Origin of the sequence: Bartonella sp. AU18XJBT (genome assembly GCF_028618595.1) — a bacterium.
Classification (GTDB): Bacteria; Pseudomonadota; Alphaproteobacteria; order Rhizobiales; family Rhizobiaceae; genus Bartonella.
In genome coordinates this window covers 21122-38560 of record NZ_JAQITE010000005.1, presented here as the reverse complement: position 1 = coordinate 38560, position 17439 = coordinate 21122, and the positions used below count along the sequence as shown (strand labels likewise).

16 protein-coding genes are annotated in these 17439 nt (G+C 38.5%); 13 read left to right on the top strand and 3 right to left on the bottom strand.

Annotated features, from left to right (window positions below; translation table 11 throughout):
* Positions 1 to 71: 71 nt before the first annotated feature.
* Positions 72 to 1076 carry a 4-hydroxybenzoate octaprenyltransferase gene (gene ubiA / locus PVV60_RS02860; RefSeq protein WP_273722999.1) on the top strand — a complete coding sequence of 335 codons (1005 nt, stop codon included), beginning with the start codon at positions 72 to 74 and terminating at the stop codon, positions 1074 to 1076.
* 231 nt (positions 1077 to 1307) lie between these two features.
* Here the strand turns inward: ubiA and pdxH are convergent, their stop codons facing one another.
* Entirely contained in the window at positions 1308 to 1931 is a 624-nt protein-coding gene (gene pdxH / locus PVV60_RS02855; protein WP_273722997.1) for a pyridoxamine 5'-phosphate oxidase, read from the bottom strand.
* A 324-nt stretch (positions 1932 to 2255) separates the two neighbouring features.
* On the opposite strand from pdxH, the gene PVV60_RS02850 reads away from it, so the two are divergent.
* From PVV60_RS02850 to PVV60_RS02815, 8 genes are all read left to right on the top strand, one after another.
* Complete coding sequence (locus PVV60_RS02850; protein WP_273722995.1) at positions 2256 to 3158, top strand: J domain-containing protein; 903 nt, start codon at positions 2256 to 2258, stop codon at positions 3156 to 3158.
* A gap of 128 nt (positions 3159 to 3286) precedes the next feature.
* A complete protein-coding gene (gene fabI, locus PVV60_RS02845; RefSeq protein ID WP_273722994.1) occupies positions 3287 to 4105 on the top strand; it encodes an enoyl-ACP reductase FabI in 819 nt (272 codons plus the stop codon).
* Between the two features lie 147 nt (positions 4106 to 4252).
* Entirely contained in the window at positions 4253 to 5341 is a 1089-nt protein-coding gene (gene aroC / locus PVV60_RS02840) for a chorismate synthase (protein WP_273722993.1), read from the top strand.
* Positions 5342 to 5356: 15 nt separating this feature from the next.
* Complete coding sequence (gene ribB / locus PVV60_RS02835; RefSeq protein ID WP_273722992.1) at positions 5357 to 6460, top strand: 3,4-dihydroxy-2-butanone-4-phosphate synthase; 1104 nt, start codon at positions 5357 to 5359, stop codon at positions 6458 to 6460.
* Between the two features lie 7 nt (positions 6461 to 6467).
* On the top strand, positions 6468 to 6722 hold the full coding sequence (locus tag PVV60_RS02830) for an exodeoxyribonuclease VII small subunit (protein WP_273722991.1): 255 nt from the start codon (positions 6468 to 6470) through the stop codon (positions 6720 to 6722).
* Between the two features lie 237 nt (positions 6723 to 6959).
* The gene (gene dxs / locus PVV60_RS02825; RefSeq protein WP_273722989.1) at positions 6960 to 8867 is read left to right on the top strand and encodes a 1-deoxy-D-xylulose-5-phosphate synthase; all 1908 of its coding nucleotides are present in this window, start codon (positions 6960 to 6962) and stop codon (positions 8865 to 8867) included.
* A 16-nt stretch (positions 8868 to 8883) separates the two neighbouring features.
* On the top strand, positions 8884 to 9627 hold the full coding sequence (locus PVV60_RS02820) for a TlyA family RNA methyltransferase (RefSeq protein ID WP_273722987.1): 744 nt from the start codon (positions 8884 to 8886) through the stop codon (positions 9625 to 9627).
* The gene (locus PVV60_RS02815; RefSeq protein ID WP_273722986.1) at positions 9624 to 10877 is read left to right on the top strand and encodes a class I SAM-dependent RNA methyltransferase; all 1254 of its coding nucleotides are present in this window, start codon (positions 9624 to 9626) and stop codon (positions 10875 to 10877) included. The genes PVV60_RS02820 and PVV60_RS02815 overlap by 4 nt, the downstream gene beginning before the upstream one ends.
* A 542-nt stretch (positions 10878 to 11419) precedes the next feature.
* Here the strand turns inward: PVV60_RS02815 and tldD are convergent.
* Together tldD and PVV60_RS02805 are read right to left on the bottom strand one after the other, a co-directional pair.
* Positions 11420 to 12844 carry a metalloprotease TldD gene (gene tldD, locus PVV60_RS02810; protein ID WP_273722984.1) on the bottom strand — a complete coding sequence of 475 codons (1425 nt, stop codon included), beginning with the start codon at positions 12842 to 12844 and terminating at the stop codon, positions 11420 to 11422.
* A gap of 108 nt (positions 12845 to 12952) precedes the next feature.
* Entirely contained in the window at positions 12953 to 13492 is a 540-nt protein-coding gene (locus tag PVV60_RS02805) for an invasion associated locus B family protein (protein ID WP_273722983.1), read from the bottom strand.
* Between the two features lie 343 nt (positions 13493 to 13835).
* Between PVV60_RS02805 and cyoE the strand changes: the two genes are divergently transcribed.
* The 4 genes from cyoE (at position 13836) to rnhA (ending at position 17433) form a co-directional block, all read left to right on the top strand.
* Positions 13836 to 14771 carry a heme o synthase gene (gene cyoE, locus PVV60_RS02800; protein WP_273722981.1) on the top strand — a complete coding sequence of 312 codons (936 nt, stop codon included), beginning with the start codon at positions 13836 to 13838 and terminating at the stop codon, positions 14769 to 14771.
* A 180-nt stretch (positions 14772 to 14951) separates the two neighbouring features.
* Complete coding sequence (gene ispH, locus PVV60_RS02795; protein WP_273722980.1) at positions 14952 to 16001, top strand: 4-hydroxy-3-methylbut-2-enyl diphosphate reductase; 1050 nt, start codon at positions 14952 to 14954, stop codon at positions 15999 to 16001.
* On the top strand, positions 16001 to 16960 hold the full coding sequence (locus tag PVV60_RS02790; protein ID WP_273722979.1) for a homoserine kinase: 960 nt from the start codon (positions 16001 to 16003) through the stop codon (positions 16958 to 16960). The genes ispH and PVV60_RS02790 overlap by 1 nt, the downstream gene beginning before the upstream one ends.
* Before the next feature lie 5 nt (positions 16961 to 16965).
* On the top strand, positions 16966 to 17433 hold the full coding sequence (rnhA, locus tag PVV60_RS02785) for a ribonuclease HI (RefSeq protein ID WP_273722978.1): 468 nt from the start codon (positions 16966 to 16968) through the stop codon (positions 17431 to 17433).
* Positions 17434 to 17439: the final 6 nt, after the last annotated feature.

Below are 17439 nucleotides of genomic sequence, written 5' to 3'. Positions count from 1 at the left end.
AGATGATTAATCTCATCTCCTTCTCATAAGAATGAAATGTCTCTATCGCAAGACCAAAGGTAAATCATTTGATGAAAAAACATAAAAATATCGCGCATGTTCAGTCCTATGATAGCCAAGGACGGGTTATGGATGCATCTTCCAAACAATGGGTCTACAATTTCCTTCCCTGTTCTTTATGGTTTTATGCGCAATTAGCGCGTTGGGATCGGCCTATTGGATGGCAATTATTGATGTGGCCTTGTTTTTGGTCAACAACAATGGCTTTTTTCTCTTATAACATGCATTACGATACTCTTTTATCAATGTTTCTTCATTGGGTTTGGTATCTTTTTCTTTTTTTTCTGGGATCTATTGCTATGCGAGGGGCCGGATGTACTTGGAATGATCTTATTGACCATAAAATTGATGCTCAGGTAGAAAGGACACGTTCTCGCCCATTGCCGACAGGTCATGTGAGTCGGTTTCAAGCAAGAGTTTTTATACTTGTACAATGTTTAGTTGGTTTAGGCGTTTTATCACAATTTAATAGGTTTAGTTTTTTTCTAGGTATCTCGTCATTGATAGCTGTTGCATTTTATCCTTTTATGAAACGCGTAACATATTGGCCGCAGTTTTTTTTAGGCGTTGCATTTAATTGGGGGGCATTAATGGGATGGGCTGTTGTCTTTGGAAGTTTAAGCTGGGCACCAGTCTTGCTTTATGTGGGATCAATCTTGTGGACCATAGGATACGACACAATCTACGCACATCAAGATAAAGAAGATGACGCCACTGTTGGTGTCCGTTCTACGGCTCTTCTCTTTGGTAAAGGAACCAAACGTGCTTTAGTATTTTTGTATAGTGGTTTTGTGGTGTTCGTTAGTCTAGCATTTTATTTGGCACAAGTTCCCCTTCTGAGCTTTTTGGGGATTTTTGTTGCAAGTATCCATATGTTTATTCAAATTAAAGTCATTGATATAGATGACAGTTCACAATGCCTTAGGCTTTTCAAATCTAATTCGCTTATTGGTTTTGTGATTTTTGCTGGTTTAGTATGTGGGGGTATATGGACGATATTTTATCCTGCTGTCTAAAAATAAGTTAGCTAAAACTATAGTTTCTGCTGAATACAGTATTTTCTTTTAAATAAGTTTGTTGCTAATCTCGCTTTAAGCGATACGGTAGAAAATATTACCAATCAACTGTTACAGTGAAAATGAAATCCTTCTATTTAAATAAAATAAATCATCTTCTTTTAGAATTTTTCAAATAGAAAATATTTGTGTTGGAAAAACAAAGTTTTCATAACGATGAAGTTTGCAGGGTCAGGGATAAAGTTTTTGTCTTTTCCAATCGCTATGTTCAACACAATCGCGTGTAAAAAGCAGACGATCATGTAAACGAAATGGGCGATCGCACCAGAACTCTATAGAAAGGGGTTTAACACGAAATCCAGACCAATAAGGTGGTCGTGGAATATTGCCTAGAGCATAACGCGCAGTATATTGAGCAATTGCTTTTTCAAGCACAAAACGATTGTCTAAAGGCTGAGATTGCTTAGATGCCCATGCACCAATTCGACTACCGCGTGGTCGCGATTGGAAATAGGCATCGGCTTCCTGTTGGCTTACTTTTTCAACAATTCCTCTAATTCTGATCTGACGACGGAGCGATTTCCAATGAAAACCCAAGGATGCTTTCATTGATTTTAAAATTTCTTGTCCTTTACAGCTTTCATAATTGGTATAGAAGACGAAGCCTTGGGGACTGTAGTCTTTGAGGAGAACCATACGAACATTAGGGAGTCCTGTTTCGTCAACTGTTGCTAATGCCATAGCATTCGGATCATTTATTTCACTTATCGTTGCTTCTTCAAGCCACTGTGCGAAAAGTTCAAAAGGTTTTTGCATTTGCATAAAATGATCATCTGTTGGTATTTTGTTGCTCATAGCTTCTCCAAATATCAGTGAGCATGGGTGAGGCATTTTCTTATTTATTTTATCATCAAGAAGTTAAATACCATTTTTTCTCATTTTCAAAAAAACAATGCTATCGTGTATTCCTATGGCAGTTTAATTATTTTTACTTTAGCATAGAATACAATGAGTGATATTAAATAAATATCTCATTTTATCTGGTATTTTAGTTTATTGATAGACATATAAAGAGAAAAGAAGAAATTATTCTCTAGAATAGACAGATAAAGCTATAAAGGATATTGAACAACGTATCAGTTGATATTTTGAAAACGAAAAAATTGAAAAGAGGGCAATATGCGTGATCCCTACGCGATTCTGGGTGTGACACGTACCGCAAAATCGCAAGAGATTAAATCGGCATTTAGAAGATTAGCAAAGAAGTATCATCCAGACCATAATAAAGATGATACAAAGGCTAAAGAAAAATTTGCTGAAATTAATCAAGCCTATGAAATTATAGGTGATAAAGATAAAAAGGCACAATTTGACCGCGGTGAAATTGATATGGAAGGAAAACCGCTTTATCAAGCCTATGGTGCTGGTGAAAATTTTAGCAATAAACAAAATCCCTTTTCAGGAAGAGCAAAGGGATTTGATTTTTCCTCTTCAGGTGGTGCAGGTTTTGATGCGAGTGATATTTTTCGGGATCTGTTTGGAGGAGGCGGTAGCTTTTCGAATTCCACACACTATAACCGTCCCCAACAAGGAGCACATGTTCGTGCTAATCTTGCCATAACATTAGAGCAGATGGTTGGCGCAGAAAAGGTGGAGGCTGTTTTTCCAAATGGGAAAAAGTTAAAAATTAAACTTCCAGATTATATTGAAGACGGACAGACTATTCGTTTAAAAGGTCAGGGAGAAGAGGTACCTCACGGGCAAGCAGGAGATGCGTTGATAACCATTCAGATTCAAAAACATCCTCGTTTTCGGGTTGAAGGAAGAGCACTCCATCTTGATTTACCAGTTTCTCTTAAACATGCTGTTTTGGGAGCAAAAGAAGAAGTTGAGACTTTGGAGGGACGTGTAGTTTTAACGATTCCTGCTTGGTCAAGTTCTGATCGCGTTTTACGGTTGAAAGGGAAAGGGCTCCGTTTAAAAAATGGCACAAGAGATGATCTTTATGTGCATGTTCGCATTATGTTGCCGGAAGGTGAAAATGCCGCGCTAGAACAGTTTTTGCAAATGCAACAAGATTAATTTTTAAATTTTTTATATATAAAAGCGTCGTTTTTGTTTGATTTTAAACCAATTGCTTGAAGAAAAAGTTGACCTGTGTCATAGGCAGGTGAATAATATTAATTTTAAGTAACAATGGGGCAGTGCTGATGGCTAAGGGTAATGGTTTGTTGTATGGTAAGCGTGGTTTAATTTTGGGGTTGGCCAATAATCGCTCCATCGCTTGGGGAATCGCTAAAGCGGCAAGTGGCGCAGGGGCAGAGCTTGCTTTTACCTATCAGGGTGAAGCAATGAAAAAGCGTGTTGAGCCTTTGGCTGAAGAATTAAAGGGGTTTGTGTGTGGACATTGTGATGTTTCTGATAGTGACTCTATTGATACGGTCTTTAGAGAAATAGAGAAGAAATGGGGGAAACTCGATTTTTTAGTTCATGCTATTGGTTTTTCCGATAAAGATGAATTAAGTGGTCGTTATATCGATATAAGCGAATCAAATTTTATGATGACCATGAATATTTCCGTTTATTCCCTAACAGCCCTAACGAAGCGTGCAGAAAAATTGATGCTAGATGGTGGTTCAATCTTGACACTGACCTATTATGGAGCAGAAAAGGTCGTTCCAAATTATAATGTAATGGGGGTTGCCAAAGCAGCTCTTGAAGCGAGCGTGAAATATTTAGCGGTAGATTTAGGTCCTCAAAATATTCGTGTTAATGCTATATCTGCGGGACCAATTAAAACGTTAGCGGCTTCTGGTATTGGTGATTTTCGTTATATTTTAAAATGGAATGAATATAATGCTCCATTACGTCGTACGGTAACAATTGAAGAGGTTGGTGATTCTGCGCTTTATTTTCTTTCAGATTTGTCTCGTTCTGTTACCGGTGAAGTCCATCATGTCGATTCGGGTTATAATATTATAGGTATGAAAGCAGTTGATGCACCAGACATTTCTGTCGTTAAAGAATAAAGTTTGGTTTATAGGATTTTATTGGATAGCCGTAATTTGACCAAATTTAAAGTAGCTAAGAGTATTTGGGCGCAAAGAGCTACCTTGTGTATAGCACACAACATACGTTGTCGTTGTAATATTTGACAGAGAAACGGATCTTTTTTCATGTCGCATAATACATTTGGTCATTTGTTTCGTGTAACAACTTGGGGTGAAAGTCATGGTGCTGCTCTTGGTTGTGTCATTGATGGTTGTCCACCTGGAATTATTTTTACTCTTGCAGAAGTTCAAGCTTATCTTGATAAACGCAAACCAGGACAATCAAAGTATACAACACAGCGCCGAGAACCAGATGAAGTAGAGGTCCTTTCAGGAGTTGTTGTTCAAGACGATGGGACAACATTGGTGACAACAGGTACACCAATTTCTCTGTTGATTCGAAATAGAGATCAGCGTTCGAAGGATTATAGCTCGATTGCTCATCAGTATCGTCCAGGACATGCGGATTATACTTACGATACTAAATATGGCATTCGTGATTTTCGAGGCGGGGGACGTTCTTCGGCACGGGAGACGGTAGCACGTGTTGCAGCTGGTGCCTTTGCTCGTAAAATCGTTCCTGGATTGATTGTACGAGGAGCAGTGATAGCAATTGGTCCTCATAATATTAATCGTGATCGTTGGGATTGGTCAGAGGTTGATAATAATCCTTTTTTTACAGCTGATGCAGAGATGGTTCCCATTTTTAGTGATTATATCAGTAAACTCCGTAAAGAGGGAACATCTGTTGGTGCGGTTATTGAGATCATTGCAGAAAATGTTCCGGCAGGTTTAGGAGCCCCTATTTACGCAAAGCTTGATCAAGATATTGCTTCGTTACTTATGTCGATTAATGCGGTAAAAGGTGTGGAAATTGGTGATGGTTTTGCGGCAGCCCGCCTGAGGGGAGAAGAAAATGCTGATGAAATGCGAATGGGAAATGATGGAAAACCACTTTTTTTATCCAATCATGCTGGTGGTATTTTAGGGGGAATATCGAGTGGGCAGCCGATAGTTGCACGTTTTGCTGTAAAGCCTACTTCATCAATTTTAACGCCTCGTCGTTCAATTGATGTTGATGGTAATGATGTAAACGTTGTAACGAAGGGACGTCATGATCCATGTGTGGGGATTCGTGCCGTTCCTGTTGGTGAAGCGATGGTTGCTTGTGCTATTGCTGATCATTATCTAAGACATCGCGGTCAAGTTGGGTGATTGAAAAGGTGAACAATGGCATATGATGAAAAAAAAATTGTTTCTGCACTTAAAGCTTTTGAACGCGGTGAAATTGTTGTGGTGACAGATGATAATGACCGTGAAAATGAGGGTGATTTAACTGTTGCTGCAGCGCATTGTACAGAAGAAAAGATGGCGTTTATTCTTCGTCACACAACAGGTATTGTGTGCACACCTATGCCAAAAAAAGAAGCACAACGGTTTAATCTTGCTCCTATGGTACCAGATAATAACTCTGCACATGGGACGCAATTTACGGTTACTGTGGATTTTAAACATGGGATAACGACCGGTATTTCCGCACATGACCGCACATTGGCAGTTCGTAATCTTGCTAATTCAAATGCAAGCGCGGATGATTTTGTTCGTCCAGGACATATTTTTCCTTTGATTGCGCATGAAGGAGGGGTGCTCATGCGTTCAGGTCACACGGAGGCGGCTGTTGATTTATGTAAATTAGCTGGTTTGCCACCCGTTGGTGTTATTGGTGAGTTGGTCAATGATGATGGAAGCGTTAAACATGGCGATCAGATTATGAAATTTGCACAAGAACATCAGTTGCATATTATAACGGTTGCAGATTTAATTGCTTATCGCCAACGTAAGGAAATATTGATCAAGCATGTTGGAGAAATGCCTATTGAAACATCTGTAGGGCCCGCTATTATTCAAAGTTATCAACTCCCTTGGGAAGTCATTCAGCATATTGCAATTGTTTTTGGTGATGTTCGTGAGGGTGTGGATATTCCTGTTCTTTTACATCATGAAGATATTATAAACGACGTTTTTTGTCAACTTTCAGATATCATGGTGATGATGCGGCGTATGATGGAAAAAGAAAAACGTGGCGTATTTATTTATTTGCGTAAAGGATCTGTTATGCAATCAACTATTGATACTCAAAATATGGCAAGAGACAGCTCAGAAAACCATGTGCAGGCGATTGAACGCGAAGAAGAATGGCGCAAAATTGGTTTAGGATCACAAATTTTAAAATATTTAGGAATAGGCTCTGTTATTGTTTATGCTGCTAAAGAGCATCATTATGTAGGTTTAGAAGGTTTTGGAATTCGTATATCCAGAACAGATATTTTTTGAGGTTCATATGAAAAAAGAGATACTAGAGGGGGATATTACGACCTTAAGCTTTGAGCAAGCGCTTAAGCAACTTGAAGTCATTGTCGAAAATTTGGAACGTGGTGATGTGCCTTTAGAACAATCCATTGATATTTATGAACGTGGTGAAGCGCTTAAAAAGCATTGTGAAAAACTCTTAAGAGTTGCTGAAGCTAAAGTTGAAAAAATCCAGCTTTCAGAAGAAGGTTCTCCCGAAGGAGTAGAACCACTTGATGCTAAATGACATTAAATTTTTTTGGATATTTATTGTGAAAATAGGAGATATAATAGCCTTTTTTATAGAAAATTAAATTTATTGATTTCTTTTTTATAAAATAATTAAAAATAAGGGAATTATACCTCATACCAAATAGAAAAGAGCATTTTTTAGTAAAAAAGATGCAAAACTGTAAATAAGAGTAGAGAAAATATATTTTTATCGTTGCGTTTTCTTGAGTTAAGATAATAGAAAGGATTTTTTTTGTCTCAGGTCTTAACACCATTGCTTGACCGTGTTTGTTTTCCGCAAGATTTGCGGGCATTGCCTGAGTCTGATTTGGTACAGTTGGCTGATGAGTTGCGGACCGAAACAATTGATGCAGTTTCTGTAACAGGTGGTCATCTTGGAGCGGGACTTGGTGTTGTTGAGCTCACTGTTGCATTACATTATATTTTTAATACACCAGAGGATAGGATTATTTGGGATGTTGGTCATCAAACCTATCCACACAAGATTTTAACGGGGCGTAGAGAAAAAATTCGCACATTACGTCAAGAGGGCGGATTGTCGGGTTTTACAAAACGTTCAGAGAGTGTGTATGATCCATTTGGAGCGGGGCATTCGTCTACTTCTATTTCAGCGGGGCTTGGCATGGCGGTGGCAAGTGCTTTGAAAGCAGAGACAAGACGCAATATCATAACTGTCATTGGTGATGGTGCAATGTCTGCGGGCATGGCTTATGAAGCAATGAACAACGCTGGTGCTTTGAATGCACGCTTGATTGTTGTTCTTAATGATAACGATATGTCTATAGCACCACCTACAGGTGCTATGAGTGCACATCTTGCACGATTAGTATCTCGTCCTTCTTACCGTCATTTGCGTGAACGCGTAAAGATGTTGAGCGAAAAATTGCCAAAGTTTTTTTTGGATAAGGCCCGTCGTTCAGAGGAATTTGCGCGTGGCCTTTTGGTTGGGGGAACTTTATTTGATGAGCTTGGCTTTTATTATGTTGGACCCATAGATGGGCACAATTTGGGGCATTTATTGCCTGTTTTTAAAAATGTTCGTGAATATCCTAATGGTCCTGTTTTGGTGCATGTTGTAACCCATAAGGGAAAGGGATATCCACCTGCAGAGGCCTCGTCTGATAAATATCATGGTGTTAATCGTTTTGATGTCACGACAGGAAAACAGGTTAAAGTATCAAGTAATATTTTACCCTATACTAAGGTATTTTCTAAAGCTTTAATAGAAGAAGCCTGCCATGATGATAAGATTGTTGGCATAACGGCAGCGATGCCAACAGGGACAGGACTTGATGCTTTTGCAGAAAAATTTCCTGAAAAGATGTTTGATGTTGGGATTGCTGAGCAACATGCCGTAACTTTTGCGGCAGGACTTGCTTGTGAAGGGTATAAGCCTTTTGTTGCAATTTATTCTACTTTTTTACAGCGTGCTTATGATCAAATTATTCATGATGTATCAATTCAAAAATTACCGGTACGTTTTGCCATTGATCGCGCAGGTTTTGTGGGGGCAGATGGTGCAACGCACGCTGGCAGTTTTGATATTGTTTTTTTGTCCACGCTTCCTGAGTTTGTTGTTATGGCGCCTTCAGATGAACTTGAACTGATGCATATGGTGCGTACAGCTGCAGCTTATGATCAAGGCCCCATTTCTTTTCGTTATCCACGTGGTGAAGGTATTGGTATAGATTTACCGCAACGTGGTGAGATATTAGAGATTGGAAAAGGACGTGTTCTGCGTGAAGGAAATAGGATTGCTCTGGTTTGTTTTGGAACACGAATGTCAGAAGTGTTGCGAGCTGCTGATAGGTTGGGGGCTAAAGGGTTATCGACAACGGTTGCAGATGCACGGTTTGCAAAACCTTTGGATAAGGATTTAATGCGTCGTTTAGCACGTGAGCATGAAGTATTGGTGACAATTGAAGAAGGGGCAATCGGTGGATTTGGAGCGCATTTATTACAATTTTTAGCACAAGAAGGGCTCTTAGAGCATGGTTTGAAAGCTCGTACACTAAAACTTCCTGATGAATATTTGAATCACGGTTCACCAGAAAAAATTCTCTCAACTATCGGGCTTGATGCTATGGGCATTGTCAACACGGTTTTTACAGCTTTGGACCGCGAGATTCGAACAGGATAAAAAATTCGAGTATGATATGGCTGCCAGAAAAAGGCTCGATATTCTTTTAGTTGAAAAAAACTTTTTTACGACACGTTCACGCGCACGTGATGCTATCGTGCGTCAAACTGTTAAAGTTAACGGCGAAATCGTTTTCAAAGCTGGGCAAATCGTTTTTGATGATGCAGAGATTGCTGTTTGTGATCCAGCGCAGAATTATGTTTCTCGGGCAGCGTTAAAATTGATTGCTGCACTTGATGCATTTCCGATTATAACAGATAAAGTGACGGCCATTGATGTTGGTGCATCAACAGGTGGTTTTACACAAGTTCTCTTAAAGCGTGGATCGGCTCATGTAATTGCCGTTGATGTTGGGCATCATCAATTTGATAAACGTTTATTGGACAACAGTGCTATAACGTTATTAGAAGGCTTGAATATCAGAGATTTTCAACAGAAACATTTAGGTGGGCGAGAAATTGATCTTATCGTTTCAGATGTTAGCTTCATCTCTCTCAAACTTGCATTGCCTCCTGTTTTGTCTTTAGCCAAGAAGGGCGCCCAAGCTGTTTTACTGGTAAAGCCTCAGTTTGAGCTTGGTCGTAAACACTTTAGTAAGGGAGGAATATTAAATCCATCAATAGCTAAAGAAACTGCTGAGGCACTTTTTGTTTGGTTAAATACACAAACAGGGTGGAGTGCAAAAGGTTTAATTCCTTCCCCTATTACAGGTGGAGATGGCAACGTGGAATATTTACTATTTGGAGAAAAACAAGAGTGAATGACAATGTCATAATCGACCATATCGGAGCAAATGGTTATGGTACTGCTAAGACGTCTCACGGCTTCGTTTATGTTCCTTTTACTTTACCAGGAGAATGTGCTGAAATTACTGTTCATGGAAAATATGCAACATATATAGCATTAAAAGAAAAATCATCAGAACGCGTTGATGCTCTTTGTCAGCATTTTGGAGAATGTGGAGGGTGTACTCTTCAGCATTGGCATATGGATGCTTATCGCATATGGAAACAACAATTGGTTGTTGATGCGCTTAAAAAGTATGGACTTAATAATGTTGTTGCGTCTTTAATAGAATGTAAACCTTATAGCCGACGGCGGATTACTCTAACAGCATCCATGACCCCACAGGGGCAAAAAGTTGGTTTTAACCGTTATCTCTCTCATGAGATTGTAGCTCTTGAGGAATGTCCAGTAAGCCGTCCAGAGCTTATCTCTCAGTTGCATAATATCAGAGAACTCTGTGCTTTTCTAAGCAGCTCTGCCAAACGGTTTCATGTTACGATAACATGTGTTGAAAATGGTTTAGATGTTGCTTTAAGCGGTTGCATTGTACAACATGAATCACTTCGTCAGAAAATGATCAGTGCTGCTCTTTCATATGGAATTATACGTTTATCTATTGACGGTGAAGTTTTAGTTGAACGAGAAAAACCAGAGATTTACTTTGGAGATGTTCGTGTTGAATTTCCTTCTGGTGGTTTTTTTCAAGCAACTTGCGAAGCTGAAAATATAATGGGCAATATTATTTTGACTCATTTAAAAACAGCAAAGAATGCTGTTGATTTGTTTTCAGGGGTAGGAACATTTACCTTGCGTATGGCAAAAAAGATGAATGTTCATGCAGTAGAAAACAATGAAGATGCATTAAGAAATCTAAATACATCAGCACATTTTGCGACTGGTTTAAAAACGGTCACTTGTGAAAAACGTGATCTTTTCCGACATCCACTTTCTGTAAAGGAACTTGAGTGTTTTGAATGTGTAGTTTTTGACCCTCCACGCGCTGGTGCAGAGCAACAAGTACGTGAATTAGCGAAGACAACAGTATCTCGTGTTGTGGCAATTTCCTGTAATCCTACTACATTTGCTCGTGATTTATCTCTCCTTGTTGCAGGGGGGTATACAGTAGAAAAAATCATACCGATTGATCAATTTTTATGGTCACCGCATGTCGAAATTGTTGCTGTTTTGAGCAAAAAGAAAAAAAAGAAAGGTTGGAAGCTTTAGCCTAAAATTTTTTTAATGCCATGAAGATTTTTTTAAAAGTTTACTTGAGTATTATTATAAAAATCTCTCCAAAATTTACCTACAATAATAATTTTTCTCATTGAATTAAGAGCACTGAATGTAAAAAATGTTTTTTATTTTAAACTTTTTTATTATGAAATATAAAAGATAAGTTACCCCACACAAAAGACCAATGTCTTATGAAGAAGATGTATCTAACCAAACCGGTGCCCTCATTACATTTGCCATCTCCCGATGTTTCTAAAACTCTTGGTACTTGAGAAGGTTCATAAGAGGAATCTTTAGTCCTTTCTTGTATAGTTTTTATCCATATAACTTTCTCCGCCTGTAACGTACAAACGAATGATTTTGATTGATTCAACAGACACAGATTTGAAATGAGAAAATCTTATGGTATTCAAGGTTCTAATGCAATACAAACAACGATAGATTATCTTTATAAATCAATTCATTGTAAAGCCCCCCCACAAAATTGTTGTAATAGATGAGAAGGAGGCAATATTAGGCAGGAATGAGCAAGCTTATTCCTTTATAAGCGCAGTTCCACCGATTGTCATATTATTGATTCGAAGATGAGGTTGACCGACACCAACAGGGACATTTTGGCCAGCTTTTCCACACATACCGATACCATTATCAAGTTTACTATCATTACCAATCATTGTAATACGTTTCATAGCATCCGGTCCATTTCCAATAAGAGTTGCACCTTTGATTGGTGCGCCAATTTTACCATTTTCTACTCGGTATGCTTCAGTACATTCAAAGACGAATTTTCCAGAAGTAATATCAACTTGTCCTCCACCAAATGAAACAGCATAGATACCATGTTTGAGAGAAGAAAGGATTTCTTCAGGTGTTTTATCTCCTCCTAGCATGATTGTATTGGTCATTCGTGGCATTGGTGCATAAGCATAAGATTCACGCCGTCCATTTCCTGTTGATTTACCCCCCATAAGCCGTGCATTAAGCCTGTCTTGCATAAAACCAACGAGCTTCCCGTCTTCAATGAGAACGTTATATCCTGAAGGGGTTCCCTCATCATCGACAGTGAGAGAGCCACGGCATTGTGGAATTGTTCCATCATCAACAACTGTAACACCTTTTGCCGCAACTTGTTGTCCTAAAAGTCCAGCAAAAGCGGATGTTTTTTTACGGTTAAAGTCACCTTCTAAACCATGACCTACGGCTTCATGGAGCATAACACCAGGCCATCCATTGGCTAAGACAACATCAAAAGATCCAGCTGGCGCTGCTTCTGCTTCTAAATTTGTTAAAGCCATACGTAAGGCTTCATCCGCAGCTTTTTTCCAATTGTCTTCATGAATAAATTGGCTAAATGCTTGTCGCCCTCCACACCCATAAAAACCATTTTCACGTCGATTGCCTTCAGCTGCGACTACAGATATAGAAAGTCGCACAAGAGGACGAATATCACGAACCAAATAACCATCTGCACGTAAAATTTCAACATGTTGTAACGAGCCGGAAAGAGAAACAGTCACTTGATGCAATTTATCATTTTTAGCACGTAAATAGGCATCAATTTTTTGCAAAAGAGCACTTTTTTCTTCAAATGATGGAGCATCAAGGGGATTCAGCGGTTGGTAAAGTCTCTTGTTTGTTTGTTGAGGTGCTATGCTATAAGTTCCTGTATGATTATTATAGGTGACAGCTTTAGCAGCTTCACTGGCACGTTTTAGTGCAGCTGCTGATAACTCATTAGAATGCGCATATCCAGTAGCCTCTCCAGCAACAACGCGTAGTCCAAATCCCATATCTTGATGAAATGAGCCGTTTTTAAGCTGTCCATTATCAAATAAAAGAGCTTCGCTTTCTGTATATTCAAGGTAAAGCTCACCATCATCTGCATGATGAAGCGTTTCCTGTACCAGTGATTGCACTTTAGAGGAAGCAATATCAAAATGATCAATCAGCGATTTCATAAGAATTATCCTATTTTATGGGGACTTAGAAGATTTTTATTAATCTAATTTAAGAAGCATTCAAAATAAACGATGAGATTTTAATCGTTTAAAGTGTATCGATTTTATTCATGTCGGTAAGGTTGCATAGGCGTCACCAAGACCATGAAGGTCAACAAAACCTCCAATCCCTTGTTCAGGAGTTGTAAAGATAAAATAGGTTGCCATTTTTCCTTTTAAAAAGAGCTGCAATATGTCTTCTTTAAGAAAGGCTTCAGCAACACAATTATCACCAAGACAACGACGATACTCCATTCTGCCCATATTTTTATCGTCAATTTTAATTCCAACACCAGGGCGTAATTCGACGCGAATCGGAACAAAAACACGCATCAAAGCACCTTGCTTTTGAGGAAGTTTATAAAATGTAACGCGCAAGGTAATATCATGACGACCTTGTGTATGAACGTTTTGTACAACTTCACACTGCATGTTAGGTGTACCTGGTGGTAGAGCACAAACTTTTGTCCATGCACCATAGGTTTGTGGAGCAGGAACATTTTGCGCATAGGGTGTTTGTGCAAATACATGAGTGATAAAACTATTATAAAGTGTGTAAAAAACAACACCAATAAAAAAAGTTTTTTTGAGTAATTTATAAAGTATCACAGAAAATCCTATCCGACTCAACACCCACAACCATGCATAGATTTACATAAAAAATGAATTCCCTATAAAAAACTATAACACAAAATCAGTATTTACCCAAATATATTAATCCATAGGATATATTTTTATGATACATTTGCAATGTAGGAGAGCATGTTGATTGAAAAAATATATTTTCGTTGCCAATATTTCTATCTATTTTTAGGGGATACGTGCGAAAGAGGTATTTCATATTTTCTCAAAAGTACGATTGGTCTTAATTGGTCATTTCCATACGCTAGATAATATTTGTCAGATAATATTGGTTTGTGAATGACAGAAATGGAAAAGGGCTTTGAGCGGAATGTCAGTTTCAGGAGAGTTATCGGTTGTGAATGGTAAATCAACGCCACCAAAATCCGGTATTGGTGATTATATCACACTATTAAAGCCACGTGTTATGTCTCTTGTGGTCTTTACAGCTCTGGTTGGTTTGCTTGTATCGCCTGTTCCTATCAATCCATTGTATGGTTTTTTAGCGATTTTATGTATTGCCATCGGTGGTGGTGGTGCGGGAGCATTGAATATGTGGTATGATGCTGACATTGATGCCGTGATGGAACGGACCAAAAAGCGTCCTATTCCTATGGGTAAAATCAGTTCCCGAAAAGCATTTATTTTTGGCATGGTTCTTTCTATGCTTTCGGTATTGGTTATGGGGAGCTTCATTAATTGGTTTGCAGCATTTTTTCTTGCGTTTACGATTTTCTTTTATGTCGTCATCTATACAATTTGGTTAAAGCGTATCACACCACAAAATATTGTTATTGGTGGTGCTTCTGGGGCTTTTCCACCAATGATTGGATGGGCCGCGACAACAGGAACAGTGAGTATTGATAGCTTTTTATTATTTTTAATTATTTTTATGTGGACCCCCCCTCATTTTTGGGCTCTTTCTTTATTTTCATCTCTTGATTATGAGGCTGCCGGTATCCCTATGATGCCCAATGTACGAGGTGAACATTCAACAAAAAAACAGATTTTATTTTATACTATTTTGATGGCATTATGCGCTGTTGCTCCTTGCTTTACTGGTCTTGGCGGAATTTTTTATGGTATTTTTTCAACAATTTTAAGCATTATCTTTGTCTATTTTGCCTATCGTTTGTGGAAAACTGATACACATAATGAAACTATTTTGATGGCAAAAAAACTGTTTTTCTTTTCATTACTTTATTTGGCAGCTATCTTTGGAGTTCTTTTGATTGAATCTCTTGTTTGGTATTTTATCGCTCTTTAGTTTTGTGAAATGAAAGAGCAAATTTTAAAAGAGCGTTGCTGCAAGAAAATGTCGTAAGAAAACACGATAGAGTGTGTTCTTATGCAAAAGATGCTATTGCCAGTTTTTTTACATTGCTTATTCGTGTATAATGATAGGTTGTTTGAATATAGCTAAAACTATAGAGATTAAGGATGATTTATGTCTGGACTTCCCCCTTTAACGATACGTCTTTGTGGTCCACGTGGATTTTGTGCAGGGGTTGATCGTGCTATCCAGATTGTTCTCCTTGCATTAAAAAAATATGGTGTTCCAGTATATGTTCGTCATGAAATTGTACACAACCGCTACGTGGTCGAGGGATTACAGCAACGGGGAGCTGTTTTTGTCGAAGAACTTAATGAGATTCCAGAAGAACATCGCAATCAACCGGTTGTTTTTTCTGCTCATGGTGTACCAAAATCTGTTTCAGAAGAAGCGCGATGCTATAATTTGTTTTATCTCGACGCAACATGTCCATTGGTTTCGAAAGTTCATAAACAAGCGATACGACATCAACGTCATGGTCGTCATGTTATATTGATTGGTCATGCTGGTCATCCTGAGGTGATAGGGACAATGGGACAGCTTGAAGAAGGGGCTGTAACGCTTATTGAAACGATAGAAGATGCTTTGCATTATCAACCTAATGATCCAGATAAATTAGGATTTGTTACACAAACAACGCTTTCTGTTGAAGATACTGCAGGAATTCTCGATATATTACAACAACGTTTCCCTACATTAGCAGCTCCAGCGGCTGAATCAATTTGCTATGCTACAACGAATCGACAAGATGCGGTTAAGACAGCAGCAAAGGGGAGTGATTTGTTTTTGATTGTTGGAGCGCCAAATTCTTCTAATTCACGACGTTTAGTAGAGGTTGCCGAAAAGTCTGGTGCGCGGCAAGCTATTTTAGTTCAGCGCGCTGATGAAATTAATTTTGAAAACCTAAAAGCTCTTTCTATTGTCAGTCTTTCAGCAGGCGCTTCGGCTCCTGAAATTATTATTGATGAAATTATTTCCGCATTTCGTGAGCGTTATGATGTCACAATAGAATTAGCTGAAACAGCGGTGGAAACGGAAAAATTTTTAGTGAGTCGCGAATTACGTGACGTCATTTTAACGTCTCAAGATATGGCTTTCGTCAATGGTCAAGCAAATAATGCAAAAAATCAGAATACAGACATATCTACAACGAAAGCAGAATAATGGCCGTTTATACAGATATTCATTTAAATGATTTAAAAGTGTTTTTAACACGTTATGCAATAGGATCACTTTTGTCTTATCAAGGTATAGAGGAGGGGATTGAAAATTCTAATTTTATGTTAGAGACAACACAAGGGCGATTTATTTTAACACTTTATGAAAAGCGTATTTCAAAAGATGATTTACCTTTTTTTTGTCGCTTGATGCAGCATTTAGGACAGCGTGGAATCCCTTGTCCTCAACCTGTTATTCAAAATAATGGAATGATGATCTGTGAACTAGCAGGACGCCCTGCTGCTATTATTACTTTTCTGGAAGGAGAATGGATCCGCCAGCCCAAGATAGATCATTGTGGTGAAGTGGGGACGGGGCTCGCACAATTGCATTTAGCAGGACAGGATTTTACACTCAGTCGTAAAAATACTCTTTCTGTTATGGATTGGCAGGTATTGTGGCAACGTTGTCAAACCAAAGAAGATGCATTGTTAAAAGAATTTGGACAAAAAATTGAGTCGGAATTGGCTTTTTTACAGAAAAATTGGCCATTCAATTTACCAATAGGTATTATTCATGCAGATTTATTTAATGATAACGTCTTTTTTGTGAATCATCGTCTTTCTGGGATAATAGATTTCTATTTTGCTTGTAATGACTTTTTTGCTTATGATTTAGCGATCTGTTTAAATGCTTGGTGCTTTGAACCTGATCATTCCTATAATCTTACCAAAGCACGTAAGTTATTGGAAAATTATCAAAAAATAAGACCATTGATCCCTTTAGAATTGGACAAGATTGTTTTATTAGCTCGTGGTGCGTCTTTGCGTTTCTTACTCACACGTCTTTATGATTGGTTTAATACACCGCCTAATAGCTTTGTTATTAAGAAAGATCCATGGGAGTATTGGCACAAGCTTTGTTTTTTCAGTAATGTAAATTCGCTAAGTGAATTAGGTTTTTAAATTTTATGGCAACTCAACAAAAAATCGTTGAAATTTATACAGATGGTGCTTGCTCAGGGAACCCTGGAATTGGAGGTTGGGGAGCAATTTTACGCTGGAATGGCCATGAACGTGAGCTTTATGGTGGTAAGGTACATACGACAAACAATCAAATGGAACTCATGGCGGCAATTTGTGCATTAAAGGCGCTTAAAGAGCCTTGTTTGGTCGACCTTTATACAGACTCAGTTTATGTGCGTAATGGTATATCTAAGTGGATTGAAGATTGGAAAAAGAATAATTGGCGCACCGCATCAAAAAATCCTGTTAAAAATATGGAGCTATGGCAAGCTCTTGAGGATGCTAGTTCTTGTCATACAGTCAGATGGCACTGGGTAAAAGGGCATGCGGGACATCCAGAAAATGAACGCGCAGATACCCTTGCTCGCAAAGCAATTACTCAATATCGCGAAAATGGACGTTTTCCAGCATAACTGCTG